Origin of the sequence: Thalassovita mangrovi (assembly GCF_009857745.1) — a bacterium.
In the GTDB taxonomy this organism is placed as follows: Bacteria; Pseudomonadota; Alphaproteobacteria; order Rhodobacterales; family Rhodobacteraceae; genus Thalassobius; species Thalassobius mangrovi.
The window spans coordinates 187,257-213,756 of record NZ_WWEN01000003.1; the positions used below are offsets into that span (position 1 = coordinate 187,257).

Annotated in this window: 28 protein-coding genes; 17 read left to right on the top strand and 11 right to left on the bottom strand. The window is 64.8% G+C overall.

Features of this window, described 5'->3' with window-relative positions:
* Positions 1-80 precede the first annotated feature (80 nt).
* From GR167_RS07455 to GR167_RS07470, 4 genes are all read left to right on the top strand, one after another.
* The gene (locus GR167_RS07455; protein WP_160972844.1) at positions 81-656 is read left to right on the top strand and encodes a 2-dehydro-3-deoxygalactonokinase; all 576 of its coding nucleotides are present in this window, start codon (positions 81-83) and stop codon (positions 654-656) included.
* 51 nt (positions 657-707) lie between these two features.
* Positions 708-1,718 (top strand): deoxyribose-phosphate aldolase, encoded by a 1,011-nt coding sequence (gene deoC / locus GR167_RS07460; RefSeq protein ID WP_212769878.1) that lies wholly within the window; start codon positions 708-710, stop codon positions 1,716-1,718.
* Between the two features lie 32 nt (positions 1,719-1,750).
* The gene (locus GR167_RS07465) at positions 1,751-4,093 is read left to right on the top strand and encodes an aldehyde dehydrogenase family protein (protein WP_160972845.1); all 2,343 of its coding nucleotides are present in this window, start codon (positions 1,751-1,753) and stop codon (positions 4,091-4,093) included.
* A gap of 131 nt (positions 4,094-4,224) precedes the next feature.
* Positions 4,225-4,680: a hypothetical protein gene (locus tag GR167_RS07470; RefSeq protein WP_160972846.1), complete on the top strand. Its 456-nt coding sequence runs from the start codon at positions 4,225-4,227 to the stop codon at positions 4,678-4,680.
* Positions 4,681-4,735: 55 nt separating this feature from the next.
* Here the strand turns inward: GR167_RS07470 and GR167_RS07475 are convergent, their stop codons facing one another.
* The 7 genes from GR167_RS07475 to GR167_RS07505 form a co-directional block, all read right to left on the bottom strand.
* On the bottom strand, positions 4,736-6,049 hold the full coding sequence (locus GR167_RS07475; protein WP_160972847.1) for a M16 family metallopeptidase: 1,314 nt from the start codon (positions 6,047-6,049) through the stop codon (positions 4,736-4,738).
* On the bottom strand, positions 6,046-7,380 hold the full coding sequence (locus GR167_RS07480; protein ID WP_160972848.1) for a M16 family metallopeptidase: 1,335 nt from the start codon (positions 7,378-7,380) through the stop codon (positions 6,046-6,048). The genes GR167_RS07475 and GR167_RS07480 overlap by 4 nt, the downstream gene beginning before the upstream one ends.
* 171 nt (positions 7,381-7,551) lie before the next feature.
* Entirely contained in the window at positions 7,552-8,073 is a 522-nt protein-coding gene (locus GR167_RS07485; protein ID WP_160972849.1) for a DUF3035 domain-containing protein, read from the bottom strand.
* A 52-nt stretch (positions 8,074-8,125) separates the two neighbouring features.
* On the bottom strand, positions 8,126-8,596 hold the full coding sequence (lspA, locus tag GR167_RS07490) for a signal peptidase II (RefSeq protein WP_160973379.1): 471 nt from the start codon (positions 8,594-8,596) through the stop codon (positions 8,126-8,128).
* Between the two features lie 101 nt (positions 8,597-8,697).
* Positions 8,698-10,287 carry a bifunctional phosphoribosylaminoimidazolecarboxamide formyltransferase/IMP cyclohydrolase gene (gene purH, locus GR167_RS07495; RefSeq protein ID WP_160972850.1) on the bottom strand — a complete coding sequence of 530 codons (1,590 nt, stop codon included), beginning with the start codon at positions 10,285-10,287 and terminating at the stop codon, positions 8,698-8,700.
* Positions 10,288-10,306: 19 nt separating this feature from the next.
* Complete coding sequence (locus GR167_RS07500) at positions 10,307-12,040, bottom strand: heparinase II/III family protein (RefSeq protein WP_235915880.1); 1,734 nt, start codon at positions 12,038-12,040, stop codon at positions 10,307-10,309.
* Positions 12,041-12,144: 104 nt separating this feature from the next.
* Positions 12,145-13,413: an RsmB/NOP family class I SAM-dependent RNA methyltransferase gene (locus tag GR167_RS07505; RefSeq protein WP_160972851.1), complete on the bottom strand. Its 1,269-nt coding sequence runs from the start codon at positions 13,411-13,413 to the stop codon at positions 12,145-12,147.
* A 64-nt stretch (positions 13,414-13,477) separates the two neighbouring features.
* On the opposite strand from GR167_RS07505, the gene GR167_RS07510 reads away from it, so the two are divergent.
* On the top strand, positions 13,478-13,660 hold the full coding sequence (locus tag GR167_RS07510) for a DUF1674 domain-containing protein (protein WP_160972852.1): 183 nt from the start codon (positions 13,478-13,480) through the stop codon (positions 13,658-13,660).
* 254 nt (positions 13,661-13,914) lie between these two features.
* Here GR167_RS07510 and GR167_RS07515 read toward each other — a convergent pair whose 3' ends face one another.
* Positions 13,915-14,316 (bottom strand): hypothetical protein, encoded by a 402-nt coding sequence (locus GR167_RS07515; protein ID WP_160972853.1) that lies wholly within the window; start codon positions 14,314-14,316, stop codon positions 13,915-13,917.
* Positions 14,317-14,337: 21 nt separating this feature from the next.
* The gene (gene dapB / locus GR167_RS07520; RefSeq protein WP_160972854.1) at positions 14,338-15,147 is read right to left on the bottom strand and encodes a 4-hydroxy-tetrahydrodipicolinate reductase; all 810 of its coding nucleotides are present in this window, start codon (positions 15,145-15,147) and stop codon (positions 14,338-14,340) included.
* A gap of 89 nt (positions 15,148-15,236) precedes the next feature.
* On the opposite strand from dapB, the gene rbfA reads away from it, so the two are divergent.
* The 3 genes from rbfA to truB all read left to right on the top strand — a co-directional run bounded on the left by rbfA (position 15,237) and on the right by truB (position 17,362).
* Entirely contained in the window at positions 15,237-15,635 is a 399-nt protein-coding gene (rbfA, locus tag GR167_RS07525; RefSeq protein ID WP_160972855.1) for a 30S ribosome-binding factor RbfA, read from the top strand.
* Positions 15,632-16,381 carry a phosphodiester glycosidase family protein gene (locus GR167_RS07530; RefSeq protein ID WP_160972856.1) on the top strand — a complete coding sequence of 250 codons (750 nt, stop codon included), beginning with the start codon at positions 15,632-15,634 and terminating at the stop codon, positions 16,379-16,381. The genes rbfA and GR167_RS07530 overlap by 4 nt, the downstream gene beginning before the upstream one ends.
* A 72-nt stretch (positions 16,382-16,453) precedes the next feature.
* Complete coding sequence (truB, locus tag GR167_RS07535) at positions 16,454-17,362, top strand: tRNA pseudouridine(55) synthase TruB (RefSeq protein WP_160972857.1); 909 nt, start codon at positions 16,454-16,456, stop codon at positions 17,360-17,362.
* A 152-nt stretch (positions 17,363-17,514) separates the two neighbouring features.
* Here truB and GR167_RS07540 read toward each other — a convergent pair whose 3' ends face one another.
* Positions 17,515-18,363: a M10 family metallopeptidase C-terminal domain-containing protein gene (locus tag GR167_RS07540; RefSeq protein WP_160972858.1), complete on the bottom strand. Its 849-nt coding sequence runs from the start codon at positions 18,361-18,363 to the stop codon at positions 17,515-17,517.
* Positions 18,364-18,742: 379 nt separating this feature from the next.
* Between GR167_RS07540 and GR167_RS07545 the strand changes: the two genes are divergently transcribed.
* The 6 genes from GR167_RS07545 to GR167_RS07570 all read left to right on the top strand — a co-directional run bounded on the left by GR167_RS07545 (position 18,743) and on the right by GR167_RS07570 (position 22,687).
* Positions 18,743-19,258, top strand: a complete 516-nt coding sequence (locus tag GR167_RS07545; protein ID WP_160972859.1) for a DUF1643 domain-containing protein — start codon at positions 18,743-18,745, stop codon at positions 19,256-19,258.
* Positions 19,240-19,590 carry a DUF5665 domain-containing protein gene (locus GR167_RS07550; protein WP_235915881.1) on the top strand — a complete coding sequence of 117 codons (351 nt, stop codon included), beginning with the start codon at positions 19,240-19,242 and terminating at the stop codon, positions 19,588-19,590. The genes GR167_RS07545 and GR167_RS07550 overlap by 19 nt, the downstream gene beginning before the upstream one ends.
* Before the next feature lie 58 nt (positions 19,591-19,648).
* Entirely contained in the window at positions 19,649-20,623 is a 975-nt protein-coding gene (locus GR167_RS07555) for a calcium-binding protein (protein ID WP_160972860.1), read from the top strand.
* A gap of 141 nt (positions 20,624-20,764) precedes the next feature.
* Positions 20,765-21,034 (top strand): 30S ribosomal protein S15, encoded by a 270-nt coding sequence (gene rpsO, locus GR167_RS07560; RefSeq protein WP_160972861.1) that lies wholly within the window; start codon positions 20,765-20,767, stop codon positions 21,032-21,034.
* 169 nt (positions 21,035-21,203) lie between these two features.
* Complete coding sequence (locus tag GR167_RS07565; protein ID WP_160972862.1) at positions 21,204-22,415, top strand: GTP-binding protein; 1,212 nt, start codon at positions 21,204-21,206, stop codon at positions 22,413-22,415.
* Positions 22,412-22,687: a DUF6525 family protein gene (locus GR167_RS07570; RefSeq protein WP_370741265.1), complete on the top strand. Its 276-nt coding sequence runs from the start codon at positions 22,412-22,414 to the stop codon at positions 22,685-22,687. Before GR167_RS07565 ends, GR167_RS07570 begins: the two co-directional genes overlap by 4 nt.
* On the opposite strand, the gene GR167_RS07575 is transcribed toward GR167_RS07570, so the two are convergent.
* A complete protein-coding gene (locus GR167_RS07575) occupies positions 22,684-23,019 on the bottom strand; it encodes a GIY-YIG nuclease family protein (protein ID WP_160972863.1) in 336 nt (111 codons plus the stop codon). The genes GR167_RS07570 and GR167_RS07575 overlap by 4 nt on opposite strands.
* 112 nt (positions 23,020-23,131) lie before the next feature.
* Between GR167_RS07575 and GR167_RS07580 the strand changes: the two genes are divergently transcribed.
* From GR167_RS07580 to pnp, 3 genes are all read left to right on the top strand, one after another.
* Positions 23,132-23,698, top strand: coding sequence for a DUF2239 family protein (locus GR167_RS07580; protein ID WP_160972864.1), 567 nt, complete (start codon positions 23,132-23,134; stop codon positions 23,696-23,698).
* Positions 23,695-24,111: a DUF1330 domain-containing protein gene (locus GR167_RS07585; protein ID WP_160972865.1), complete on the top strand. Its 417-nt coding sequence runs from the start codon at positions 23,695-23,697 to the stop codon at positions 24,109-24,111. The genes GR167_RS07580 and GR167_RS07585 overlap by 4 nt, the downstream gene beginning before the upstream one ends.
* A 203-nt stretch (positions 24,112-24,314) precedes the next feature.
* Positions 24,315-26,450 carry a polyribonucleotide nucleotidyltransferase gene (gene pnp / locus GR167_RS07590; protein WP_160972866.1) on the top strand — a complete coding sequence of 712 codons (2,136 nt, stop codon included), beginning with the start codon at positions 24,315-24,317 and terminating at the stop codon, positions 26,448-26,450.
* Positions 26,451-26,500 lie beyond the last annotated feature (50 nt).

Below are 26,500 nucleotides of genomic sequence, written 5' to 3' on the forward strand. Positions count from 1 at the left end.
ACTCCCCCGAGGTATTTTGACCAAGATGAAAGCCGACCCGGGGGATGTTATCGCCGGGGTCGGCAAAAGGTGGGATTGCGATGGCAGAACGCATCGACGCGGAACCGGTTCCGGCCCGGCTGGTGCCCGAGGGGGACACGCTGCGCGATCTGCGGCAGGCGGCGCCTTTGGGGCGGCTGTCGGCGGCGGATCGGCTGTTGCTGATCGGGCTGACCCGGCTGAAGCAGAACTGGGACGGCACCGCCTGTGTGATCGGGGCCGACCGGACCCATTGGGTGCAGATCAGCGCCGATGAGGCGGTGAGTTTTCAAAGCTTCCTCACGCCGCGGCTGGCCGCGACACTTGCCCCCGATGCGGAGCGTGGGGATAGCGAGGCCGCCGCCGACACGCTGTCGCGCCCGGAACGGCTGGCGACGCATCTGAGCAGCGCCGATATCGCCGGGTCCAAGGACGCCATTCTGGGCCACCTGATCGGGGCGGAGATCGCCGCGACCCGGCCCTATTGGCTGGGCCAGATGGTGGCGGTGATCGGCGAAGGGGGGCTGGCCCGCGCCTATGCGGATTTGCTGGGCCAGCAGGGCGTTCCGGCCGAGATCATCGCCCCCGGCGACTGCTCCGAGGCGGGGAAGGCCGCGCTGAACGGCACCCGCGGCTGACGCCACGCGCGGCTTGCCAATGCCGGGGGGCCGTGCCACGCTGTTGACCAAATGGTAAAGTGGAGCGATCCGGTGCAAACCGATATCCAAGACAAGGCCGCGCAGCTGCCGCAGGTGACCGAACCGCGCAATCCGGGGATGGAACTGGACCTCGATTGGGTGATGCGGGCGCAGGCCAACACATCGGCCATCGAACGGCGCGCGGCCACCCTGCCGGGGCGCCGGTCGGTGAAGAAGGATTACCAGGCGGCGTGGCTGCTGAAGGCGCTCACCTGCATCGACCTGACCACGCTGGCGGGCGACGATACCGACGGCCGGGTGGCCCGGCTGTGCGCCAAGGCGCGGCAGCCGGTGCGGCCCGATATCCTCGATGCGCTTGGCGTGTCGGGCATCACCACCGGCGCGGTCTGCGTCTATCACGACATGATCGCGCCCGCGGTAAAGGCGCTCGACGGCTCGGGCATCCCGATCGCGGCGGTATCCACCGGCTTTCCGGCGGGCCTGTCGCCGTTCCACCTCCGCGTGGCCGAGATCGGCGAAAGCGTGAAGGCAGGGGCCGAGGAAATCGACATCGTGATTTCGCGTCGCCACGCGCTGACCGGCAACTGGCAGGCGCTTTACGATGAGGTCAAAACCTTCCGCGAAGCCTGCGGCGAGGCGCATCTGAAGACGATCCTGGCGACCGGCGAATTGGGCAGCTTGCGCAACGTGGCGCGCGCTTCGTTCGTCTGCATGATGGCGGGGGCGGATTTCATCAAGACCTCAACCGGCAAGGAAAGCGTCAACGCCACCCTGCCGGTGTCGCTGGTGATGATCCGGGCGATCCGCGATTATCATGAACGCACCGGCTACCGCGTCGGCTACAAGCCCGCGGGCGGGATTTCCAAGGCCAAGGACGCGCTGACCTACCTGGCGCTGATCAAGGAGGAACTGGGCGACCGCTGGCTGCAGCCGGACCTGTTCCGCTTTGGCGCCTCAAGCCTGCTGGGCGATATCGAACGGCAGCTGGAACACCATGTCACCGGGGCCTATTCGGCCAGCTACCGCCACGCAATGGGGTAAGGCGCCTAGCCGCCGAAACAGGAGCGACCTGCATGACCGTAAAGGACATTTTCGAAACCATGGATTACGGCCCCGCCCCCGAAAGCGCCGCCGAGGCGCTGGCTTGGCTGGTCGATCAGGGCGACCGGTTCGGCCATTTCATCGACGGTGACTTCACTGAAGCCGGTGAGGGCTTCGAGTCGAAGAACCCCGCCACCGGCGAGGTGCTGGCGGTGCTGACGCAGGCCACGCAAGGCGATGTCGACGCCGCCGTCGCCGCTGCCCGCAAGGCGCAGCCCAAGTGGGAAAAGCTGGGCGGGCATGGAAGGGCCAAGCACCTGTATGCGATCGCGCGGCTGTTGCAGAAACATGCGCGGCTGTTCGCGGTGCTGGAAACGCTGGACAACGGCAAGCCGATCCGGGAAGCGCGCGATATCGACGTGCCGCTGGTGCAGCGGCATTTCTATTTCCACGCCGGTATGGCGCAGCTGATGGAATCCGAACTGCCGGACCGCGAGGCGTTGGGCGTCTGCGGCCAGATCATCCCGTGGAATTTCCCGCTGCTGATGCTGGCCTGGAAAGTGGCACCGGCGCTGGCGATGGGCAACACGGTGGTGTTGAAACCGGCCGAATACACCTCGCTCACGGCGCTGCTGTTCGCCGATATCTGCCGCAAGGCCGGGCTGCCCAAGGGCGTCGTCAACATCGTCACCGGCGACGGCGCGGTGGGCGAAATGATCGTGGGCCACCCGGATATCGACAAGATCGCCTTTACCGGCTCGACCGAGGTGGGCCGGAAAATCCGCGCCGCGACGGCAGGCAGCGGCAAGGCGCTGACGCTGGAGTTGGGCGGCAAGTCGCCCTACATCGTCTTCGACGACGCCGATATCGATTCAGCCGTCGAGGGGCTGGTTGATGCGATCTGGTTCAACCAGGGCCAGGTCTGCTGCGCCGGGTCGCGGCTCTTGGTGCAGGAAGGCATCGCGGAACGCTTCATCGACAAGCTGAAGGCGCGGATGGACAAGCTGCGCGTCGGCGACCCGTTGGACAAATGTATCGACATGGGCGCGCTGGCCGATCCGGTGCAGTTGCAGACCGTGCGCGACATGGTCGATGGCTGCACGGATGGCGAAATCCATCGGCTGAACGCGCAATTGCCCGCGGGCGGCTGTTATTACCCGCCGACCCTGATCACCGGGCTGGAACCGTCGCATCCGCTGATGCAGGAGGAAATCTTCGGCCCCGTCCTGGTCTCCACCACCTTCCGCACCCCGGCCGAGGCGGTCGCGCTGGCCAACAACACCCGATACGGGCTGGCCGCCACGGTGTGGACCGAAAACGTGAACCTGGCACTGGATATCGCGCCGAAACTGGTGGCGGGCGTGGTCTGGGTCAACGCGACCAATCTGTTCGACGCCGCCGCAGGGTTCGGCGGGGTACGCGAAAGCGGATACGGGCGCGAAGGCGGCTGGGAAGGGCTGCAATCCTATACCAAGCCCAAGGGCAAGGCCAAGCCGCTGGCGCGGCAGGAGCCCTTCGCGGGCGACAAGATCGAACCGGAAACGGTGGATCGCACCGCCAAGCTTTATATCGGCGGCAAACAGGCGCGGCCCGATGGCGGGTACAGCCGCGATGTCTGGTCCAAGTCTGGCAAGCATCTGGGCGAGGTGCCGATCGCCAGCCGCAAGGATATCCGCAACGCGGTCGAAGCGGCGCGCGGGGCCGCCGGTTGGTCGAAAACCACCGGCCATCTACGGGCGCAGATCCTCTATTACATCGCCGAAAACCTGTCGGCGCGGGCGGACGAATTCTCCCACCGGATCGACGCGCTGTCCGGCCACCACGGCGCCAAGGAGGTCGAGGCCTCGATCCGGCGCCTGTTCACCTATGCCGCCTGGGCCGACAAATACGATGGCCAGGCCAAGGGCGTACCGATCCGTGGCGTCGCCCTGTCGATGCGCGAACCGGTCGGCGTAATCGGCGCGATCTGCCCGGACGAGGCGCCGCTTCTGGGGCTGGTGTCAGTGATGGCCCCGGCCATCGCCATGGGCAACCGTGCCGTGCTGGTGGCAAGCGAAGCGATGCCGCTGGCGGCGACCGATTTCTATCAGGTGCTGGACACGTCGGACGTACCGGCGGGGGTGGCCAACATCCTGACCGGATCGCATGCCGAACTGGCCGGGACGCTGGCGAGCCACTTGGATGTGGACGCGGTGTGGAGCTTCTCGTCCTCGGACATCTCCGGCCTGATCGAGCGCGAAAGCGCAGGCAACCTGAAACGGACCTGGGTCAATAACGGTCTGGCCCGCGACTGGATGGGGACCGAGGGTGAAGGCCGCGCGTTCCTGGATGCCGCAACCGAGGTCAAGACGATCTGGGTGCCCTACGGAGAATGATCGCTCCTGCCTTTACAGCAAGAACTTACTTAGCGGCGAGAGCCACTCGCCGCTTCATCAGCCGAATTTCTACGACTTTTTTAGGGGTTGGTTTCGGAACGAATTAGCAGCCACGTGTAAAAAGAACATTCATGAGCGAACTTTTCACATCCATCGAACACCCGATCGTCACACAAGTTAACAAGATAAAGTATCTACTCACCAAACAAATCCGACCCATCAATGATCGCATATTGGAAGTGGACATCGCGGCTGCGATTAGCAACGAAGAGACCACAAGTATGGGCGGGATCGATGGTGTCCATGCTCTTACAATCACGCCTCAAAGTGAGGCCTTCAGGTTGAGTTTCGAGGGCTTCGTTTCTTATGCTGTAACCGAAGAAATGTTCACGCAGGAAAGCGACGAAGAAGTCTCGATAGGAGGTTGGCTCCGAATTTATTCTAAGTCTTTTTTCTTAGATTTCGTGAAGCGGAGTACCTGGGCGGAATCCTATTACGACACCGTCCTTATTCACTATCAAATCAATACACTTGACCACACAATTGACATCGTAACTTCGAGTGCACCCGAAATTCTCAAGCTGTAGCTAGCGATGGAAACGCAATTTTGGTCTCAAGGTGATTAACGGGCTCAGCTAAACCCTACTGGCTCACCGGCAAGCCTTCCGGCTGCCCCACCACCACGAAGGTCAGGTGTTCCGGGTCCAGCAGCTTCTTCGCCACCCGGTTCACATCCTCCAGCGTCACCGCCTCAACCTTGTCGTTGCGGGTGACGATGTAATCGACCGGCATATCGTCCATCTGCATCCCGACCATGATACGCGCGATCGAAGCGTTGCTGTCGAAGTGCAGCGGATAGGACCCGGTCAGATAGGTCTTGGCGTCGTCCAGTTCCTGCTGCGTCACGCCCTGTTCGGCCAGACGGGCCCATTCGTCGCGGATCACCTGCACCGCTTGCGCCACACGGTCATTGGCGGACGCCACCGATCCCATCCACAGCTTGGCCTGATCCTTGTCCGCCAGATAGCTGTAGACGCCATAGGTCAGCCCGCGCTTTTCGCGCACTTCCTGCATCAACCGGCTTTCGAACGACCCGCCGCCCAGGATCAGATCCAGCACGAAGGCGGGGAAGAAATCGGGGTCTTCGCGGTCGATGCCCTTCTGCGCGAAAACCGCGACCGATTGCGGCGTGTCGAAGGGCACGACCTTGACCCCGCCGGGGAAATTCAGATCCGCAGGGCCGACCAGCGGCGCGCCGGTTTCGGGCAGGTCACCCAGCAGCCGGTCCATCAGTTGGGCCAGTTGCGCCGCGTCGATATCGCCCACCGCCGACACATAGACCCGGTCCTTGGCCAGCGCGCCTTGATGCGCAGCGATCAGGTCGTCGCGGCTCAGCGCGGCGACGCTGTCCAGCGTGCCGTTTTGCGGCCGGCCATAGGGGTGGTCGCCGAACACCAGCTCCGCGAAGGCGCGCGAGGCGATGTCGCGGGGGGTCTTCAGGTCGGATTTGATGTTGGAAATCACCTGCGCCCGCACCCGCTCGATCGCGTCCGCGTCAAAGCGCGGCTGGATCAGGGCGGCGCGCAGCAGCTCCACCGCCTGGTCGCTGCTTTCGGTCAGGAACCGGGCCGACACGCTGACCGCGTCGTCGCTTTGATCGAACTCGAAACTGGCCGCCAGCTCCTCGGTCGCGCGGGCGAAATCGCGCGCGTCCATGTCGCCCGCCCCTTCTTCCAGCAGGCCCACCATCAGGTTGCTCGCGCCTTCCTTGCCGGGCAGGTCCAGCGACGCGCCGCCCTTGAAGCGCAACTCCAGTGCCACGAAGGGGATGGAATGGTTTTCCACCAGCCAGGCCTTGAAGCCGCCCTCCGAGGTGACGGTCTGAATATCGACCCCGGCACGCGCCGGCAGGGCCGCGAACAGGATCACGAACAGCGACAGGATACGCAGGATCATTGGGTCACCTCCTCGGCCATCACCCAGCCGGTAACGGATTGCCGCCGGTCCAGAACGTCGCGGGCCGCGGCCATGATGTCATCGGCCGTCACCGCCTGCAGGATATCGGGCCAGTCCTGCACATCCTGCACCGTCAGCCCCTGGGTCAGCGCCCGGCCATAGCGGTTGGCCAGCCCTTCGACATCGTCGCGGGCATAGATTTCCGAGGCTCTGATCTGGGTCTTGATCCGGGCCAGTTGTTCCGGATCGATCCCTTTCGCCATGAAATCCTTCAGCACCTTGTCCATAGCATCCTCGACCTCTTGCAGCGCCACGCCCTGCGACGGCACCGCGATCAGCGAAAATGTCGTATCGTCAAGCGACGTGCCGCCATAGAAGGCCGCCGCATAGACCGCCTTCTGGGTTTCGAATTGCAGCTTTTCGACCAGGACCGAGGTCTGCCCGCCACCGAGGATTTCGGCCAGCAGGGTCAACGCCGCGGCCTTTTCCTGCGCCCCGGCATCGCGTTCGGGGGCCAGGTAGGACCGGCTGACATAGGGCTGCGCAACCCGCGCGTCGCGATAGGTCAGGCGGCGCTCGGCCAGCTGCGGCGGTTCCTGGCTGCGGTAGCGCTGCTGCGGCAGGTCGGGATTGGCCGGGATCGCGCCGTAATATTTTTCCGCCAGGGCGCGCACCTCGTCGGGCTGCACATCGCCGGCCACCACCAGGATGGCGTTATTGGGGGAATAATAGGTGCCGTAGAAGGACAGGGCGTCTTCACGGCTCAGCTCCGCCATCTCGTGGCGCCAGCCGATGACCGGCACGCCGTAGCGGTGATTGAGGTATTGCGCCGCGTTCTTCTGTTCCCGGAACAGAGCGGAGGGGTTGTTTTCCACCCGCATGTTGCGTTCTTCCAGGATCACATCGCGTTCGGTCTTGATGTTGTCCTCGCTCAGCTGCAGGTTGACCATCCGGTCGCTTTCCATCCGCATCATCAGGTCCAGCCGGTCCGCCGCGACGCGCTGGAAATAGGCGGTGTAATCGTAGCTGGTGAAAGCGTTGTCGCTGCCGCCCTGCTTGGCCACGGTGGCGGAAAATTCGCCCGGGGCCAAAGTGTCGGTGCCCTTGAACATCAGGTGTTCGAGGAAATGCGCGACGCCGGATTCTCCCACCGGTTCGTCCGCCGATCCGGCCCGGTACCACACCATGTGAACCGCCACCGGGGCGCGATGGTCTTCGATCACGACGACCTCCATCCCGTTGTCCAGGTCGAAGGTCGTGACCTGGTCGGTGGCCCAGGCGGGCAGGCAGGTGGCGATCAGAGCGGCAACGCTCAGGGCAAATCGGATCATGCGGCGGATCTCCTGTCGGTTAGGGGAAAGATACGCGCTCACCCGCGGGCCGCAAGTGGGGGTTACGAGGATGTGACCAAGCGCCCTGCCCCGCGTGATCGGCGCGGGGGGCTTTGCAAGCAGCGATGCGGAAAACGGGCCCCGTCGCGCGAAGGGCGCGGCGCGGGCGGATCAGCGCAGGTCAGGCGGCGCGGTGGGCGTGGCGACACCCCGGGCGCGCCACTTCGACAGCGTCTTCTGCGCATCAAGCGTTTCACGCCGATAGGCTTCGGAATAGCGGTCGACCTTGACGATGCGGATCTTGGTGAAGCGCGACTGGCGGCGGCGGAAATCTTCATCCTCGGCAGCCAGCGATTCGCGGATATCCGACGGCACCCCGTTGCGGCCCGCATGGGCCAGAAGCGCGCTGTCGGCGGCGGGAATGCCGTTGCCCGGCTTGCGCGCGGATGCCTTGCCGCCCAGGGCGACGACAGCATCGCCAAGTGGGTCCTGATCGGTCAGGTTGCTGCCCCCCGGCGTCGGAGCCGGAAGCGTGTTCAGGTCCTTCGGGGTCTGAAGTTCCTTGCCCGGGATGATCGAAAACTCATCCGGACCGCCGGTGAACGACCGCAGGTCGCGCAGGGAAATGTCCCGTTGGTCCCCGGAACAGGCCGCGACGGCCAGTACTGCAATCAACAACAACGCGCGCGGCATTGCCACCCTCCTGATACATCCGCACCCGTCTTAGCGGATTGCGTCGGCGGCGTCACGGGGCCTTTTTCGCCCCACCCCACAGAACCAGCCCGATCGCGCCTGCGAAGATCGCGATATCGGCCACGTTGAAGGCATAAGGGTTGTCGATGCCGCAGCAGGACATATTGAGAAAATCGGCAACCGCGCCGTAAAGCAGCCGGTCCACCACATTGCCCAGGGCGCCGCCAATCAGCAGCCCGGCGGACATCAGCCCGATCTTGCCGGGCCGGTCACGCGCAACCCACCACAGCACCGCGGCGCAAACCGCCAGCGCCACGGCGATCAGAACCCAGCGGGTCATGTCGGAATTTTGCGAAAACAGCCCGAAATTGACACCGTAATTCCACGCCATACGCAGGTTCAGCAGCGGCGGAATCACGTCGATTTCACCAAGCAGGCGCAGGTCGAGCATATGCACGACGATGTATTTGCTGGCCTGATCGGCCAGGAAGGTCCAGAACCCTGCCCAGAACACGGTGGTCATCTGCTCGTCCTCGATGCCGGGCGCTGATGCGCCTCTTGTCATGGCCGTTTCCGGCGAGCTTAGCACAGACTCGCCGGAAACCATTGTTTTTTCTGCCATGATCAGTGGCGGAAGTGGCGCATGCCGGTCAGCACCATGGCCAGGCCGGCCTCGTCCGCTGCCGCGATCACCTCATCGTCGCGCATCGACCCGCCCGGCTGGATGACGCAGGAGGCGCCGGCGGCCGCCGCTTCCAGCAGACCGTCGGCGAAGGGGAAGAACGCGTCGGAGGCCACGGCCGACCCTTTGGTCAGCGGCTCGGCCAAGCCCAGGGCCTCGGCCATCCGTTCGGCCTTCTTGGCGGCGATCAGCGCCGAATCGACCCGGCTCATCTGACCGGCGCCGACACCGACGGTGGCGCCGTCCTTGACGTAGACGATGGCGTTCGACTTGACGTGCTTGGCGACTTTCCAGGCGAACAGCAGGTCTTTCATCTGTTCCTCGGTCGGCGCGATCTTGGTCACCACCTTCAGGTCGTCCATGCCGATGAAACCGTTATCGCGGTCCTGCACCAGCATCCCGCCCGACACCTGGCGATAGGTCAGGCCCGGTGCCGAGGTATCGGCCAGTTCCGGGGTGATCAGCAGACGCAGGTTCTTTTTCTTGGCAAAGATTTCCTGTGCGGCTTCATCGGCGCCCGGCGCGATGACGACCTCGGTGAAGATCTCGGTGATCTTGGCGGCGGTGGCCGCGTCCAGCTTCTGGTTCAGCGCCACGATGCCGCCGAAGGCCGAGGTGCGATCGCAATCGAAGGCGTTGGAATAGGCTTCCTCCAGCGTTGCGCCCTTCGCCACGCCGCAGGGGTTGGCGTGTTTGATGATGGCGCAGGCCGGGCCGTCCTTGGGCAGGAATTCCGACACCAGCTCGAACGCCGCGTCGGTGTCGTTGATGTTGTTGTAGGACAGTTCCTTGCCCTGCAGCTGCTTGGCGACCGCGACACCCGGACGGTTCGAGCCGTCGGTGTAGAAGGCCGCCTTCTGGTGCGAATTTTCGCCATAGCGCAGCGATTGCGCGAAGGTCCCGGCAAAGACGCGGCGGCGCGGGGTTTCTTCGCCGATCGCATTTGCCATCCAGGTGCTGACGGCGGCGTCATAGGCGCCGGTGCGGGCATAGGCGATCTGCGCCAGCTTCTGGCGGAAGGCGCGGGAGGTCTGGCCGTCATTGGCGTCCAGTTCGGCCAGCAGCGCGTCGTAATCTTCGACGTCGACAACGGTGGTGACGAAGCCGTGGTTCTTGGCCGCGGCGCGGATCATCGCCGGGCCGCCGATGTCGATGTTTTCGATCATCTCGTCATAATCCGCACCACGCGCCAAGGCCGCCTCGAACGGGTAGAGGTTCACGACCAGCAGGTCGATGCCGCCGATGCCGTGTTCGTCCATCGCCGCGACGTGATCTGCGTTGTCGCGCAGCGCCAGCAGACCGCCATGCACCTTGGGGTGCAGCGTCTTGACGCGGCCGTCCATCATTTCGGGGAAGCCGGTCACTTCGGCCACGTCCTTGACCTCAAGCCCGGCCTCGCGCATCACCTTGGCGCTGCCGCCGGTGGACAGCAATTCCACGCCCCGGTCGGACAGGGCTTTTGCCAGGTCGATCAGGCCGGTTTTGTCGGAAACGGAAATCAACGCGCGGCGCACGGGATAAAGGTCGGTCATGGGGCAGCTCTCTGCTTGTTCAGGTCAGGTCCGGTTCGTCCCGGTTCAGGTCGCGGATGCTGATCGGCGTTTCCTGCGCCTTGGCCAGCGTCCACCGGATGCGGGTCGCATAATCCATCGCGCGGCCAGATAAAACGATTTGTTTGGTCGCACGGGGCCTCAAACGGCCTTTTTCGAGGTAAACGGACGGTTCCAACGTCATTTTCAACGCCCCGTCGTGCCGAAACACCCACAATTCGCCGCTCTTCAGCGCCAGCGAAACCGCCGCGCCGCCCATGTCGACGGTGGCGTCGACATCCGGGTGCAGGTGGAACCGCACCTGGAACGGCACACCCTGCAATTGCGATCGGGTCAGCGCCTTGTCGAATCTCTGCCGGTCCGAGGGCTCGATGGCGACCAGCAGGTCCTCGCCCGACAATCCGCGCCCGTCGAGGCTCAGTTCCAGCGTCCGCGCATGGGTCAGCCCGTGGGTTTTCAGGTATCCGTCATGGCCGCCCTCGAACAGCATCCCGTCGATGCTTTGCGACAGTTGCACCGGCACGTCCCTGGGCACGTCGATCAGCATCTCGGCCTTCGCCGTGCTGGTACCGAAACGGGAACTGGAATAGCCCTCGATCGACAGGGTGGAATGGCTGGGCGTGGCGCGCCCGGCGCGGCGCCAGTCGGCCCCGAACACCGCCCCCGATCCGCAATTGACCACCACCGGGCGCCGCCCCGAGGTCAGTTCGAACGCCAGGGTGGAGGCATGGGCGTTGCCCGACGCCTTGGCCCCCGGCGGCGCGGCGGCATCGACGATGATGCTGGTGCGCCCGCCGCCCAGCCGCGCATATCCCATCGCCAGCCCGTCGGCATGGCGCGCCTTCACCCCCGAGGCCGCCAGCGCGGCGTCCAGCCGCCCTTCCAGCCCGCGCCCGCCGCCATGAAACCGCGCCAGGCCGCCATCGGCATGGCGCAGGGTGCGCAGCGTCGGCGCGATCCGCTCGATCGCGGCGGCGTGTTCGCGCCCGACATGATGACCGGTTTCCAGCAGGGCCGCCGCCGCCCAGGTCAGCAGGGTGAAGACCTCCAGCAGTTCCTCGGGGTTTCGCGTCGGGATACCGCCCTGATCGTCCACCTGGGTCCGGCATTCCTTTTCCAGCGCCTTCACAGCCGGGGCGACGTGTTTTTCCATCCCCTCCAGCGCCAGCCCGGCATAGATCAGCCCGGTCAGCGCCTCGAAACGCGGCAGGCCCGGCGTCGCCTTGTGCCAGCGGCGGCTGAGGAAAATCGTCTGCTGCGCCAGCGAGCGGTAAAACGCGTCCGACGCCGCCTGTTCCTGCCCGCGCAGCACGAACAGCGCGTGATGGATCCAGCGGATGATGCGGCGCCCGGCCAGGTCAGGCGTCCAGCCCGGCCCCTTGCCGCTGCCATAAAGATCGATCCATCCCCACAGCCAATCGGCCGCCAGTTCGCGGGTCTGCGGATCGCCAACGGCAGCCAGATCGTCCAGCCAGACGAAGCCGTGAATTTCATCCTCGAACAGCGTGTCGGGGGCGTCCACATCCCAGATCCGCACGCCCTTGGCTTCGATCAGGTGGCCGGCGAACAGGTAGTTTCCGGCCAGCAACTGACGACCCCGTGCGAAGGACCCGATGGTGCGCGGTTCGGGCTGGCTGACGAATCCGATGGCGGGGCGTGCAAGGCTGGCCCACCGCGCATGCAGGCGGTGCATCCCGCGCGTATAGCGCGCCGATAACCCTTCGCGACTGGACATCTGCTCCCTGCCTCTTGCGCTCTTGCGGCGGAATTGGCGCGAGGATAGCCCGCAACTTTTCTCATGTCACCCGGCGAAAACTTCCGGTTGCGGAAATCGACCGGTCAGGCGGTCAGGCAGGCGATGTAAAACCCGTCCATGCCGCCCTTGTCGGCCCAGTAATCGGGACGCAGGCGCAGCCCGCCTTCCTCGGTGATCCATTCCGGATCGATCCCCGGCAGGTCAAACCGTTCGCGGTCGACCTTGAGCCCGGGATGGCGTTCCAGCGCATCCTCGACCTGGCATTCGCCCTCATCCGGCAGCAGCGAACAGGTGCAGAAGACCAGCCGCCCGCCCGGTTTCAACAGGGTCAGGGCGTGGTCGATCATCTGCGCCTGCAAATCCATCAGCGCACCGAATTCGCTGCCATCCTTGGCCAGCGGCAGGTCGGGGTGGCGCCGGATCGTGCCGGTCGCCGAACAGGGCGCGTCGAGCAGGATCGCGTCGTATTGGCCCGTATGGTCCAGCGCGTCGCCGGTGATCAGTTCCGCCTTCAACCCGGTGCGGGCGAGGTTTTCCGCCACCCGCTCCATCCGCGCCGGGGACAGATCGATCGCCGTCACCTCGGCACCAGCGGCGGCCAATTGCATCGTCTTGCCACCGGGGGCGGCACACATGTCCAGCACCGCCTCACCGGGCTGGGCGTTCAGCACCCGGGCCGGAATGGCGGCAGCGGCATCCTGCACCCACCAGTCGCCCGCCTCGAATCCCGGCAGAGCGGAGACCTGACCGGGGTCCTGCAGCCGCACCGATCCGGTCGGCAACACTTCGCCCCCCGTGGCCTGCGCCACCGCTTCCGGATCGCCCTTGGCGGTCAGGTCCAGCGGCGCGCCTGCGAAATGCGCCGCCTCGAACGCGCCCACCACATCGCCGCCATAGGCCATGACCAGCGGATCGCGCAGCCATTTCGGCAGCCGCGGCGCGCGCAGGTTGGCCCAGGTCTCGGGGCCCCGCTCGGCGATCTTGCGCAGAACCGCGTTGACCATGCCCTTCATCGCCTGGGTGCGCTTGTTGGCGGCGGTCAGGTTGACCGCCTCGTTCACCACGCCATGGGCATCGCCGCCCTGGCACAGTTCCACCGTGGCCAGCCGCAGCACGTTGCGCACGTAAAGCGGCGGGTTCTTGCGCAGGTGTTTCTGCAACAACCGGTCGGCCCGCTCCAAGCCGCGCATCGTGTCGGTCGCCAGCCGCTGCGCCCGCGCCCGGTCGGCCGGATCGAGCCCCTGCAACACCCCCTGGCCCAGCAATTCGGACATCAGCCGGTCTTCGCCCAGCACCTGGTTCAACAGGTTCAGGGCGGCGCTGCGGGCGGTTTGTTTGGGCTTAGGCGACATGAGATCCCTTTGATCTTGGGCGATGCGGGCGTATATCAGGGCCAGGACCCGAGAGGAAGACAAGATGACCGAAACCCGCAAGGACCTGCCCGCCGCCGCCATCCGCGCCCTGGCCGAGGCGGAGGAACGCCGCAAGAAAGCCGAGGCCGAGGCGAAGAAACTGCCCAAGGAACTGGGCGGGCGCGACGGGCCGGAGCCGGTGCGTTATGGCGATTGGGAAAAGAAGGGCATCGCGGTCGATTTCTGATCCGTCGGATTTCCGCGGATGCGGTTGGGGGCTCTGCCCCCAAACCCCCGGGATATTTGTGAAAAGAAGAAGAATAGGCGCGCCCCTGCTTCTTCTTGGCGAAAATACTCCCGCCGGAGGCACCCCGAGCGAATTTGGCGCAGGCAAATTCGTGAGATATCAGGCGCGCCCGGAACGGGCGCACAATTTGATCGAGAAAGGCAATCGAGCCGCGGCGGGTGGCGCGATACATCCCGCCGCTATTTCAGGCGCCCTTATTTCAGACTGTATTCCTCGATCTTGCCTTCGCCCTTGTTGGGAATGAACAGCACTTCCTGCCCATCCGAACGCACCTCAACGCAGTTCTCGCCCTGGTCGCTGGTGCCGTAAAAAATCCGCTTGCACAGCTGCCGGCCTTCCCATCGCCAATATCCCATGACCGGCCGCCCCCAGGCGTGCCCCTTGACCTGGCCCAGTTCGTCGAAGCTGATCCGGACAAAGAACTTCGTCAGCTGACGCCCCTCCACCAGTTTGAAGAAGCCGTCGCGGTCATTGATCGTGACGAACCCGGCGGCGAAGGCCGGATGCACGCCCAGCAGGGCTATGGAAAGGATCAGGGCACGTATCATGGTCTTCTGCAGTGCATCGCGATGTGGCGCGATGCCTGCAAAAGCCATGCCAAGCCCCGACGCCGGGTGTCAGAGCCCCAGCACGTCCATCATGTCGTATTCACCCGGGGCCTTGCCCTGGCCCCACAGCGCCGCCTTCAGCGCACCGCGGGCGAAGATGGCCCGGTCGGTGGCGATATGGCGCAGCACGACGCGTTCGCCCGGCGCCGCGAACAGCACGTCATGTTCGCCGACGATATCGCCGCCGCGGATCGCGCTGAAGCCGATATGGCCCCGTTCGCGCGCCCCGGTGATGCCGTCGCGGCCGCGATCCGATACGTTGTCGAGCGACACGCCGCGGCCTTCGGCGGCTGCTTCGCCCAGCATCAGCGCGGTGCCCGAGGGCGCGTCGACCTTCTTGTTGTGATGCGCCTCGATCACCTCGATGTCGAAATCTTCGTCCAGCGCCGCCGCGACCTTCTTGGTCAGCTGAACCAGCAGGTTCACGCCCAGCGACATGTTGCCGGCACGGACCACCGTCGCGTGGCGGGCGGCGGCGTTGATCTTCTTCAGATCGTCCTCGCTCAGCCCGGTGGTGCCGATCACATGCACCGCGCGGGCCTGCGCCGCCAATCCGGCGAATTCCACCGTCGCGGCGGGGGCGGTGAAATCGATCACCGCCTGGGCATGGGCGAACAGCTCCAGCGCGTCGTCGCTGACCGCGACGCCCATGGGCGCGCCGCCCATGCATTCGCCGATATCCTTGCCGATCCAGTCATGGCCGGGCCGTTCCAGCACGCCCACCAACCGTGCCTTGTCGCTTTCCTGCACGGTCTTGATCAGCATCTGGCCCATCCGGCCCGATGCCCCGGTAATCACGATCCCCGGCAAGTTGGTCATGGCTCTGCGCTCCGATAATTTGCGTCTGCGCCTGCATAGCGAAGCATTGCCCGCTTGGCAAAGGGGGGCGGAAGGCTTAAGTGCGGGACATGGCCAAAGGTAACTATTCTCATGGGGGCGGCCCCAGCACGCGACAGCTCAGGGTCGGGGAACTGATCCGCCGGACGATGTCCGAGGTGTTGATGCGCGGCGACATCCACGATCCCGACCTCAACCGCATGTCGATCACCGTGGGCGAGGTGCGCACGTCGCCCGACCTGCGGGTGGCGACCTGTTTCGTGCTGCCGCTGGGCGGCCAGGGCGGCGACGACGCGATCAAGGCACTGGCCCGCAACCAGGGTGAGCTGCGCCGCATCATCGGCCGCAAATGCGGGCTGAAACACGCGCCCGAGCTGCGGTTCCTGCTGGACGACACCTTCGACCGGATGGACGAAACCCGCCGGTTGCTGGACCGCGAAGACGTCCGCCGCGACCTGGACAAGGAATGATCCGGGGCGGGGTCTTCCCTGCCCTGGCGGCGCTGCTGCCGCTTGTCTTCGCCCTGCCCGCTGCCGCCGTCACCTGCCAGGACAGCGACTTTGACGGCAAATCCTACACCATCTGCGAAACCGACCCGGCGCGCGAGGACCTGCGGCTGTTCCTGCGCGGCGATGACGGCCGCATCCTGGGCCAGTTCAACCGCATCGACGCAGCGCTGGAACCGGCGGGCGAGCGGCTGATCTTCGCGATGAATGCCGGCATGTTCCATCCCGACCGCAGCCCGGTCGGGCATTACATCGAGGACAGCCAGCAGGAAAAACCGGTGATCGAATGGCCAAGCCCCGGCAATTTCGGATTGCTACCCAACGGCGTGTTCTGCATCGGCGACCGCGAAGCGCGGGTCTATGAAACGACGCAATATCTGGCGGCGCAGCCCGATTGCCTTTACGCCACCCAGTCGGGCCCGATGCTGGTGATCGACGGCGCATTGCATCCGCGCTTCCTGCCCGACAGCAGCTCGCGCTACCTGCGCAACGGGGTGGGCACGACGGAGAACGGCGACCGGGTGGTGTTCGCGATTTCCAACGAACGGGTGACCTTCGATGAATTCGGCAGGTTGTTCCGCGACGGGCTGGGATTGCCGCAGGCGCTGTATTTCGACGGCAAGGTATCGCGGCTCTACGCCCCCGCGCTTGGCCGTCACGATCCCGGCCTGCCGGTGGGGCCCATCGTCGGCATCGTCGCACCGCGCTGAACACAAGGACGTTTGACAGGTGCGCGGGGGTGCGCTAGGTCGCGCGCCTCAGATAGCAGATCGGGGATCATCATGGCGCGCAGACGTAAAGGGCGGGACATTTCGGGCTGGCTGGTCGTGGACAAACCGGCCGGGATGACCTCGACCGCCGTGGTCAACAAGGTCCGCTGGGCGCTCAATGCCAACAAGGCGGGCCATGCCGGCACCCTGGACCCGGAAGCGACCGGCGTTCTGGCGGTGGCATTGGGCGAGGCGACCAAGACGGTTCCCTATATCACCGACGCTTTGAAGGCTTACCGCTTCACCGTGCGGCTGGGCCAGGCCACCAACACCGACGACGCCGAGGGCGAGGTGATCGCAGAAAGCGACGCGCGCCCCAGCGATGACGAGATCAAGGACGCCCTGAACGGCTTCCTCGGCGACATCATGCAGGTGCCGCCGAAATTCTCGGCGGTGAAGATCGACGGCCAGCGCGCCTACAAGCTGGCGCGCGAGGACGAGGAGTTCGAAATCGCCGCGCGGCCGCTTTGGGTCGAGGAACTAGTGATGACCGACCGCCCCGACGCCGATCACGTCGAGCTGGAAATGACCTGCGGCAAGGGTGGTTACGTCCGCTCGATCGCCCGCGATCTGGGCGAAAAGCTGGGCTGCCACGGTCACGTCCTGAAACTGCGCCGGATCTGGTCGGGCCCGTTCGAGGCCGAAGACGGGATGACCTGGGAGCAGATCGAGGAACTGGCCCGCACGCCGGAACTGGACGAGTACATTCGCCCGCTGGAGGAAGGCCTTGCCGACCTGCCCGAGGTCAAGGCGACCGAACAGGGCGCGGCAAAGATGCGCAACGGCAATCCCGGCATGGTGATCGCCCATGATGTCGAATACGGCGAGGTCTGCTGGGCCTCCTTCGACGGCCACGCGGTGGCGGTGGGTGTGTTCAAGGCGGGCGAACTGCACCCGAACCGGGTCTTCGTGCGGGACTGACCCCGCCGATCCTTATCGTGATCCCAAACCCAAAACACCCCGGCCTTGCGACCGGGGCGTTTCAGGAAAGTCCCGTGTGTTGCTCGATGTCCCCCAGCCCCTCGGGGCTTTGACGCTGAGCGCACCCGGGCGGGTGCCGTTGCTGCGGCTTATCAGGAAATTTCGCCGATCACCTCTTGCAGGGCGCGGGCGCAGAGGATGATGTCGGCGCTTTCGCCTTCCTCTTCGCTCATCGCGTTGCCTTCGATGTCGAACCATTCGGCACCGCCGTTCACGTTGTCGTAGAAGGCGATGCTCAGATCGGTCTGATCGCCGTTCAGGGTCACGACCTCTTCGCCGTCGATCTCGATCAGGGTGGTGTCGGTTTCAGCGTCGTAGCTGCTCAGCAACCCGTTGATCGCGTCTTCGGTGGTGAAATCTTGCGCGTAGTAGCCTTCGTGCACCGGGAAATCGATTTCCAGCTGATCCTCGCCGGCGGTGAAATCGGTGATCTCGGCCGCTTCGGCATCTGCCGGGTAGGTGGCGCCGAAGACGTGGAACAGGTCGGCGCCTTCGCCCCCCGTTGCCACGGTGCCCTGGCCCAGCCACAGTTCGTCATCGCCTGCGCCGCCGTCCAGGACGTCGCCGGCATCGTCGACGCGGGTCAGGGTGCCGGGTGCGTGGTTCCAATCGTCGCGGAACGAAGCGTCACTGCCGCTGAACAGTTCGTCGTCGCCTGCGCCGCCTTCGATCGTGTCGGCGCCTTCGCCGCCGAAGATGCTGTCGTCGCCATCGGTGCCGGTCAGGTCGTCCGCTTCGTCATCGCCGTTCAGCCAGACGCCCAGCAGGTCCAGTTCTTCGTCGTTCAGGTCGATCTCGGCCAGGGCGGCCTCGGGATCGGCTTCGATCAGATCGTCTTCCTTGCCCGACTCGATCACATCCTCTTCCACGCCCTCAACGTCGTCACCGACGAGAGCGAAAGAACCGACCAACAGAGTACCAAGCATCAGAAGGAAAGACACGGGAGAACCTCAAGCATGTAACAGTTTCAACTTACGAAGACTTCTACCACTACTTATGAGTCATACTGAGTCATCTAGTTGACGACGAAAGCCGGATTCCCAACAGGAACAAAGTCCGGGATTGAACGCCCTGACACATACCTCGGTCCTGCTTTCAGGCGTTTCGATCTGGCCCCGGGCACCGAAACCGGCCCCGATCAGGGCGGCGGGGGATAACCCGCCCCTCCCCGATGCGCCAAAGGATACCCCCTTTGGGCAGAATCAGAATCGCCCAGCCCCGGCCTTGCGGGGCGCTGCGCCCGGAAGAATCTGCCAAATTGGTAAACGCCGCCCCGCCCGGATGTTGCGCATCGGCCCCGAAACCGGGAAAACAGATCCCATGATCATCCGCGACTTCCAAAAGGGCGATGCCCTCTCGACCGCCGTTTATTCGGATTGCGAAAAATATCGCTACCAGCTGACCCGCACCTGGGACCCGGCCGGGGAAAAGGCGCTGTTCGTCATGCTGAACCCCTCGACCGCAACCGAGGTGCAGAACGACCCCACGGTGGAACGCTGCGAAAGGCGGGCGCGGACGCTGGGCTTCGGCGGGTTCCGGGTGACCAATATCTTCGCCTGGCGCGAAACCGACCCCAAGAAGCTGCGCAAAAGAAGGAAGCCGGTCGGGCCGGACAATGACCGCATCCTGGTCGAAAGCTGCGACTGGGCCGACCGGATCATCGCCGGATGGGGCAGCCACGGCGATCACATGGATCGCGGCGCCCATGTGGCAAAGCTGTTGCAGGGCACCGGCCGCCCGGTTTTCCATCTCGGCCTGACCAAGGCCGGGCATCCGCGCCACCCGCTTTACATCGCCTATCGCCAGCAACCCGAACCATGGGATATCCGACCGTGACCCAAATGCCCGACACGCCAGACCCCCGCGACGCCCACACCGACCAGGAAGCGGTCGACGCGATCCGCCAGCTGACGCTTGAGGTGGAAAGGCTGAACAATCACCGCTTCATCGCGGTGCAGAATTCGGTGACCCGGCTGCTGCTGTTCAATTTCGCCCGCGGGCTGGCCTTCGGGCTGGGGTCGGTGCTGGGCGCATCGCTGCTGGTGTCGATCCTGACCTGGTGGCTGTCGCAATTCGAATTCCTTCCGGTCATCGGCGACTGGATGGCGATCCTGGCCGACGAATTCGAACGCGCCACCGGCGCAGGCGTTAACCAAGGAACTCAATAGGTTTAGACCAGCCTCCCGCGGCCGCGTTACCCTGAACGGGGGCGAAAGCGGGGTAGAGATGATAATGCTCACGGGCGTGCTGGGCGCGATGATGGTCGGCGTGGCGCTAATCGGGCTGGTATCGGGGTTCGACCTGTCCGGCGACGAAGCCCTTCCTGAAACGGGGCCAGATGACAGCGGCGCGGACGACCCTCTGCTGGAACCTGAGTCGGAAATCCTGCCGGTTGTCCTGTCCGGGACCGAAGGCAACGACATCCTGGCCGGGACCGGGATGGATGAGAACCTGACCGGCGGTAGCGGCGAGGATCAGATCAACGGCTATGGCGGCGATGACATCGTGGCGGGCGGCGATGGGGCCGACGACCTGCATGGCGGCGAGGGTGACGATGCCCTGCAGGGCGATGCGGGCGCGGATACGCTGCATGGCGAAGCCGGCGACGATACGCTGTCCGGCGGCGATGGCGATGATCGACTGTTCGGATATGACGGGGATGACGGCCTGGACGGGCAGGCGGGCGATGACAGCCTGACCGGCGGCGACGGGCAGGATACTCTGACCGGCGGTCCGGGCGACGACGCGCTGCTGGGCGGGCTGGGCGATGACAGCCTGGCCGGGGGCGAGGGCGCCGACACCCTGTTCGGCGGCTGGGGCAACGACCGGCTGAACGGCGACGACGACGCGGCGGCGGATTTCCTCAACGGCGGTGGCGGCGACGATACGATCGCCGCGGGCGACGGCGACGTGATTTCGCTGGGCGACGGATCGGATTCGGTTCTGGTCGGCGACTGGATCGTCGATCCGGTCGAACTGACCGATTTCGACGTCAACGAAGACACGCTGCTGCTGATCTATGACGACACGGCCGAGGAGGAACCGGTTCTGGAACTCATCCCCTCGCTGACCGAACCGGGCAACCTGGTGCTGACCATGAACGGCGATGCGGTCGCCACGCTGAACCATATCGACGAAACCAGCACCAACAGTATCGTGCTGATGCCGCAATCGAGCCTGGCAGGCGCCAACCTGGTCTGACCGCCGTTTGGGCTTTTCTTTTCACGGGTTTTGACCTATACGCCCGCATCTGCCTTCGGATTCGCCGGAGCAGAGATCATGGACCTTGCTGGACGACATCCCGGCTTGTGCCCCTAACCCTTTCGAACAAAGGAGATCCCGATGTCGATCACCGTGGAAGAAAAAGCCCGCGTCATGAAGGAATTCGCAACCAAGGAAGGCGACACCGGTTCGCCCGAAGTTCAGGTTGCCATCCTGTCGTCGCGCATCGCGACCCTGACCGAGCACTTCAAGACCCACAAGAAAGACAACCACGGCCGCCGTGGTCTGCTGAAAATGGTTGCTCAGCGCCGTAAGCTGCTGGACTACCTGAAGGGCAAGGACGAAGCGCGCTACCAGGACCTGATCAAGCGTCTGGGCCTGCGTCGCTAAGATCCGACGACACAGCGAATTGCGAAACCGCGTCCCATCCGGGGCGCGGTTTTTCTTTGTGCGCAGGGCTTCGGGGGACCCTGCGGGGAAAACCGGCTTGCCGACAGGTGCGCCGCGGGCTAATGGAGGTATGTAATAACATAACACACCCAACATATCGGAGCATCTCATGACCGATTCCCGTCTTCCCGTCACGGTTTTGTCCGGCTTTCTGGGCGCCGGTAAAACCACGCTGCTGAACCGCATCCTCAACAACCGTGACGGCCGCCGTGTCGCGGTGATCGTCAACGACATGTCCGAGGTCAACATCGACGCCGACCTGGTGCGCGCAGGCGGGGCCGAGCTGAGCCATACCGACGAAACCCTGGTCGAAATGTCGAACGGCTGCATCTGCTGCACCCTGCGCGACGACCTGCTGATCGAGGTCCGCCGCCTGGCCGAGGAAGGCCGCTTCGATACGCTGCTGATCGAATCGACCGGCATCGCCGAACCGCTGCCGGTGGCCGCCACCTTCGAATTCCGCGACGAAGCCGGGCAAAGCCTGTCGGATCTCGCCCGGCTCGACACGATGGTGACGGTGGTCGATGCCTGCAACCTGCTGGCGGATTATTCCAGCCACGACTTTCTCAGCGACCGGGGCGAATCCCTGGGCGAAGGCGATGACCGCACCCTGGTGGACCTGCTGACCGAACAGATCGAATTCGCCGACGTGGTCATCCTCAACAAGCAATCCGAAGCCGGCCCCGAACGCATCGACGCCGCCCGCAAGATCGTGCGCAGCCTGAATGCCGATGCCCGCATACTGACATGCGATTTCGCCGAGGTGCCGATCGCGGAAGTGATGGAAACCGGCCTGTTCGATTTCGAAAAGGCGCATGAGCACCCGATGTGGGCCAAGGAACTCTATGGTTTCGCCGATCACACGCCGGAAACCGACGAATACGGCATCGCATCCTATGTGTACCGCGCCCGCGCGCCCTTCGACCCGCAGAAGATCCACGATTTCCTGAACGGCAACTTGCCCGGCGTGATCCGCGCCAAGGGCCATTTCTGGATCGCCACCCGGCCCGACTGGGTCGCCGAATTCTCGCTTGCCGGGGCGCTGTCCAGCGTCAAACCCTTGGGCAAATGGTGGGCGACCGTGCCGCAGGAACGCTGGCCCGACCACCCGCAGGCGCTGAGCTATATCAATCAGCACTGGTCCGAACCCTTCGGCGACCGACGGCAGGAACTGGTATTCATCGGCAGCGGCATCGACTGGCCCGCGCTCAATGCCGGGCTGGAATCCTGCCTGCTGCCCGACGCCGCGCCGGATCTTGCTGCCCAGGCCGGGCTGCCCGATCCGTTCCCGCACTGGCGCCAGGCCGGGGAGGCCGCGTGAGCCCCGCCCGGGGCGGCAATCGCGGCGCGACACGGCTGAAGCTGCGCCGCAGATCGACCGACCCGATGCGCGATTACGACGCGCTGCCCCAGCCCCTGCGCCATTGGGTGGCGCAGGCGGCGCTGCCCTGGTCGCCGACGTCCTGCTTGGCGATCTGGCGGCGCACCCTGAACACCGGCGGCGGCCCGGACGAGGCGATCACCCGCCTGAGCCGGGCCGAAGCCGCGATGCTGGCCCGCGACGACAGCACGCCGAGCGCGCAGCCGTCCTAGATCACCGTCGCCTGCCGGGCGGCGGCCCAATGGGCCAGCCGCTCCTTCAGCAGCCGCTCACGTGTCAGCGCACCGATATCGTCCTTCAACTGCTCCAGCCGCTCGAAGCGGAAAGCGTCCGCGCCATGCTCGGCCCAGGCCGCCTGCAACCCGCGATGCGGGTTGCTGCCCTGGCGAAGGGTGAACCACAGCCGGTTTTCCACCGTATCCAGATTGGGCGTGCGCCCCACCCAGCAGGCACCGCTGGCCTGGCAGGTCACCGCATAGATGCCCACGGCGGGTTTGCGTTCCTTATAGGCGGCGATCAGCGCCTTTTTCCGATCTCGCTCCACGCTCCGTCCTTTCCCGTTCAAGCCGTCCGGGCAGGCGAATCTTTTTACCCGGGTTTAATTGACATGACATTTTTACCCGGGTAAATACAAGCGCAAACAAGGACCCCTGCCGATGACCCAGACCTGCACCGCCTTTTCCGGCACCAACCTCATCGCCTCCGGCCCGCTGGCCGAGGTGGCGCTGACGGTCAAATCCGCCGACGCGCCGCAGGTCCTGGTCTTTGACGACCGGACCGGCGCGGTGATCGACCTCGACCTGCGCGGATCGAACGAGGAAATTGCCGCCCGCTACGCCCCCGCACCCGAAGACGCCGCGCCGCGCAAGCGCGGGCGGCCGAAACTTGGCGTCGTCGCGCGCGAGGTCACGCTGTTGCCGCGCCACTGGGACTGGCTGCAAGGCCAGCCCGGCGGCGCTTCGGCCACGCTGCGCCGGTTGGTGGAAACCGCCCGCCAGCAGGACAGCGGCGCGACCGCGGCCCGCGCCGCCCGCGACGCGGCCTATCGCTTCATGTCCGCCATAGGGGGCGACCTGCCCGGGTTCGAAGACGCCGCCCGCGCCCTTTTCGCGGGCGACATGGACGGGTTCGCCCGCCAAATCGCCGACTGGCCCGCAGATATCGCAGCCCACGCGCAACGACTGGCCGTCGGACCCGGCGCAACGGAAAAGGACGCGCAATGACGACTTACCTCGAACCGACGCAGGCCTCGGGGCGCGCGCTGATGATGCGCGGGCTGACCGGGCCGGTGGTGATGTTGAACCTGCTGAGGTTCCGCGACGTCGCGGATTATTCTGCCGATCCCGGCCTTGCCCCCGACAGCCCGATCAGCGGCGCCGAAGCCTTCGACCGCTATGTCGCCCATACCGACCCGTTCCTGCGCGAAACCGGCGGCGAGGTGATCTTCATGGGCGAAGGCGGCCCCTTCCTGATCGGGCCCGAGGCCGAATATTGGGATCGGGTCATGCTGGTGCGGCAAGCTTCGCTCGACGCCTTCATGGCCTTTGCAGATCACGCCGCCTATCTCGAAGGGATCGGCCACCGCACCGCCGCACTGCAGGATTCCCGGCTGCTGCCGATCGCCCCGATGGCGTGATCCGCAGGGCGCCGGGGCGACCTTCGCCGCCGCATGTTTCCTGTTCCAAATTGCGCCAAACTGCTGTATGGCCGCATCATCTGAGACGTTGCGCCCTGACCCTGGCGCTCGAAAGAAAGATAGTGGGGTCGGCGGCAATGGGGCCGCCATGACAACGGAAGACCCGGGATACGCCTGGGAGTGCTTCCAATTAGGATACGCAAATGTTTGACGTAACGACGAAATCGATGCAGTGGGGCGATGAAACCCTCACTCTGGAAACGGGCAAGGTTGCCCGCCAGGCGGATGGCTCGGTCATCGCCACCCTGGGCGAAACTTCGGTCATGGCCAACGTGACCTTCGCCAAGGAACCCAAGCCCGGTCAGGACTTCTTTCCGCTGACCGTGCACTACCAGGAAAAATACTATGCCGCGGGCAAAATCCCCGGTGGTTTCTTCAAGCGCGAAGCGCGCCCGACCGAAAAAGAAACGCTGACCGCGCGCCTGATCGACCGTCCGATCCGCCCGCTGTTCGTGCCCGGCTTCAAAAACGAAGTCCTGGTCATGTGCACCGTGCTGAGCCACGACCTGGTCAACGATCCCGACATCGTGGCGATGATCGCCGCCTCGGCCGCGCTGACCATTTCCGGCGCACCGTTCCGCGGCCCGATCGCCGGTGCCCGCGTTGGCTTCGTGGATGGCGAATACGTCCTGAACCCGTCCGTGGACGACATGCAGGACCTGCGCAACAACCCCGAACAGCGTCTGGACCTGGTCGTCGCCGGCACCAAGGACGCGGTGATGATGGTTGAATCGGAAGCTTACGAGCTGACCGAAGACGAAATGCTGGGCGCCGTGACCTTCGCGCACGAACAGATCCAGCCGGTCATCGACCTGATCATTTCGCTGGCCGAAGAAGCCGCGAAAGAACCCTTCGACTTCCAGGCTCCCGATTATTCGGAGCTCTACGACGTCGTTAAGGCCGCCGGCGCCGACAAGATGCACGCCGCCTATGCCATCACCGACAAGCAAGAGCGCGTTGCCGCCGTTGCCGCGGTGAAGGAAGAAATCAAGGCCGGCCTGAGCGAAGAACAGCTCGAAGACGCCAACCTAGGCTCCGCCCTGAAGAAGCTGGAATCGACCGTCCTGCGCGGGTCTGTCGTGAAGGAAGGCAAGCGGATCGACGGCCGCGCGCTGGATCAGGTGCGCCCGATCGTGGCCGAAACCGGCCTGCTGCCGCGGACCCACGGGTCGGCGCTGTTCACCCGTGGCGAAACCCAAGGCCTGGTCGTGACCACCCTGGGCACCGGCGACGACGAACAGTTCATCGACGCGCTGCACGGCAACTTCAAATCCAACTTCCTGCTGCACTACAACTTCCCGCCGTACTCGGTCGGTGAAGTGGGCCGCGTGGGTTCGCCGGGTCGCCGTGAAATCGGCCACGGCAAACTGGCATGGCGCGCGCTGCAGGCGGTTCTGCCGGCTTCGACCGATTTCCCCTACACCGTCCGCATCGTGTCCGAGATCACCGAATCGAACGGGTCGTCCTCGATGGCATCGGTCTGCGGCGGGTCGCTGTCGATGATGGACGCGGGCGTGCCGCTGAAGGCCGCCGTTGCCGGTGTGGCCATGGGCCTGGTGCTGGAAGACGACGGGTCCTACGCGGTTCTGACCGACATCCTGGGTGACGAAGACCACCTGGGCGACATGGACTTCAAAGTGGCGGGTACCGAAAACGGCATCACCTCGCTGCAGATGGACATCAAGGTCGCGGGCATCACCCCGGAAATCATGAGCAAAGCCCTGGCCCAGGCCAAGGACGGCCGCATGCATATCCTGGGCGAGATGAACAAGGCGCTTTCGGGCGTCGGTGAATTCTCGGTCCACGCGCCGCGCATCGAAACGATGCAGATCCCGACCGACAAGATCCGTGAAGTGATCGGTTCGGGCGGCAAGGTGATCCGCGAAATCGTCGAAGTGTCGGGCGCCAAGGTCGACATCAACGACGACGGCATCATCAAGATCGCGTCGCCCGACGGCGAATGCATCAAGAAGGCCTATGACATGATCCATTCGATCGTGGCAGAGCCGGAAGAAGGCCATATCTACAAGGGCAAGGTCGTGAAGATCGTCGATTTCGGCGCCTTCGTGAACTTCTTCGGCAAGCGCGACGGCCTAGTCCATGTCAGCCAGATCGAAAACCGCCGCCTGAACCATCCTTCGGACGTTCTGAAGGAAGGCCAGGAAGTCTATGTGAAGCTTCTGGGCTTCGACGACCGCGGCAAGGTGCGCCTGGCGATGAAGATGGTCGACCAGGAAACCGGCGAAGAGATCGCGAAAGAGGAAAAAGAAGAGGAGTGATCTTCTCCTCTTTCTGAAAATTGAGCGCCCCGGCCATAATGGCCGGGGCG